General features: G+C 60.7%; 2 protein-coding genes. Both read left to right on the top strand.

Annotated elements, in window-relative coordinates; all coding sequences use genetic code 11:
- Positions 1 to 230, top strand: a 230-nt coding sequence (locus BM252_RS31355; RefSeq protein WP_174900734.1) for a hypothetical protein, incomplete at its 5' end; no start/stop codon positions are given.
- A 60-nt stretch (positions 231 to 290) separates the two neighbouring features.
- A partial coding sequence (locus BM252_RS30760) for a hypothetical protein (RefSeq protein ID WP_139236831.1) occupies positions 291 to 2,107 on the top strand: 1,817 nt, incomplete at its 3' end.

The following is a 2,107-nucleotide window of genomic DNA, read 5'->3' as shown; positions in this document are numbered from 1 at the left end:
CCAACGCCACCGGCGCCGCGCTGAAGGGGCCGTTCCAGGTGCAGTTCGACGCCCTGCCGGCCGGCATCACCCTGCTCAACGCCAGCGGCAGCCACAACGGCTCGCCCTACGTCACCGTCAACGACGCCGCCCTGGCGCCCGGCGCCAGCTTCACATTCCCCGTGCTATACCTCAATCCGGCCAAGCTGGGCCTGCCGTACACCAACAAGATTTACTCTGGAGAATTCTAATTTCAACATTCAATGAAAAGTACTCGCACTTCTCAAAAACCACTTATCGGGAGTACCCAAGTGACCTTGTTAACAGTCCAAAGCCAGCAGTTAATCTGCCGCAACCTCAAAAAAATCAATGCCGCGCGGGCATTGGCGGTCGTCATCCTATTCTCATTGAGCGTGAGTCCTGCATCCTCAATGGCAGCAGCGGAAACGGCAGCAGTGTCTGAAATTGTTACCGACACGTTTACGCCAGTTCCCGACGGCAGATTCACTCCTATACCCTCGATCAGCGCCGACGGCCGCTACATCGCCTACTTGCATTACGTCGACAATAAAAGCAACATCCATCTGTACGACCGGATTGCCGGCTCCAGTAAGCAAATCAATTTGACGCAAAAAGGGCTGCCATCGACCGGATTTCAAGCCCACAGTCCAAAGATTAGTGCTGACGGCCGCTATGTCGTGTACTCGTCGCATGCAGCAGATATAGGAATGCCTGTGGGACACAGCGGATACTTCGTCTACGATCGCATTAACAACAGCACCGAGACCGTCGTTACTGGACCTGGAACGCAAATCTTCGGGAATGTCTATGCCGCCATCAGCTCGAATGGCCGCTTTGTCGCCTATCGTATCGAAGGCAACCCGAGCCTGAACAGCACCATCTACGTGCGAGACATGGTCAGTAAGACCACTCAAGTCACGTCCGCCAGCGCGACCTTCATTCAATCCACCTCGGATCGCATGTTTATCAGCGACGACGGCCGCTATGTTAGCTACCCGGGAAGATTAACGCGAGACAGCCAGTACGAACTGCTACTGCACGACCGAGTTGCGGGAACCACAGAGTTGGCAAACATCAACACTGCTGGCGTACGCGAAAACCATCCCAATGGCACCCGGACCCATGCCATGAGTGCAGACGGCAACGTGATTGCCTTCACATCCGACTCAAGCAATCTATCGGCCAACGACTTCAACGCGAACATGGATGTGTTTGTACGCGACCGAAAAGCGGGGACAACAGACCGACTCAGTTTCACGACCTCCGATTTGGGAAGATCTGGTCTGAGCGGAGTCAGTGTCAGTGCCGACGGACGCTTCGTCACCTTCTACGGTTACCGGCTAGAAAACAAACAGCCAGGTTTGTATCGATATGACAGAGCAACCAAGACCGCTGTTCGCGCCCCCTGGAAATCGGACGCCCTCACTCCGGCCATCAGCGCAGACGGTCGCTACGTAACCTTCGCATCCGGCAACGCAGACGCCAGGCCTTTCCTGATCGCCACCACCGACTTCGGCGCCGTCTCCGGCCTGACCCTGTCAAACAAGACGCTGGCGCTGACCGAGGGCGGCGCCGCCGCCACCTACACCGCTGTGCTCGACCAGGCGCCGACCGCCGACGTACAGGTCAACATAACGCCGGACGCGCAGTTGAGCGTGGCCCACCCGCAGCTCACCTTCACCCCGGCCAACTGGGCCACGCCGCAGACCGTCAGCGTGCAGGCCGTGGCCGACGGCGTCGTCGAGGGCCAGCACAGCGGCACCGTGCGGCACACCGTCACCAGCGCTGACCCAGCCTACACGGTGGTGCCGGCTGCCTATGTTACCGCCACCATCACCGACACCCGGGTGCCCACCATCGCCGCGCCGGCAACCTGGGCGCAGCCGGACCTGCCCGTCACCGGCACCGCCACGCCCGGCGCCACCGTGCTGCTGTCGGCCGTCAACCTGGCCAGCGGCGGCGTCACCGCCGTCAGCGTGGTGGCCGACGCGCGCGGCGCCTGGAGCTGGACGCTGCCCGGCCTGGCCGAGGGCAAGTACGAGCTGCAGGCCGAGGCCGACGGCGTCAAGAGCCTGGTGCGCCCGGTCGAGCTGGTCTTCGCCAAGCC

The sequence above is a fragment of the Rugamonas rubra genome, assembly GCF_900114705.1.
GTDB classification, from domain to species: domain Bacteria; phylum Pseudomonadota; class Gammaproteobacteria; order Burkholderiales; family Burkholderiaceae_D; genus Rugamonas; species Rugamonas rubra.
The sequence above is the reverse complement of the archived record's forward strand: the minus strand, read 5'-3'. Positions and strand labels throughout refer to the sequence as shown.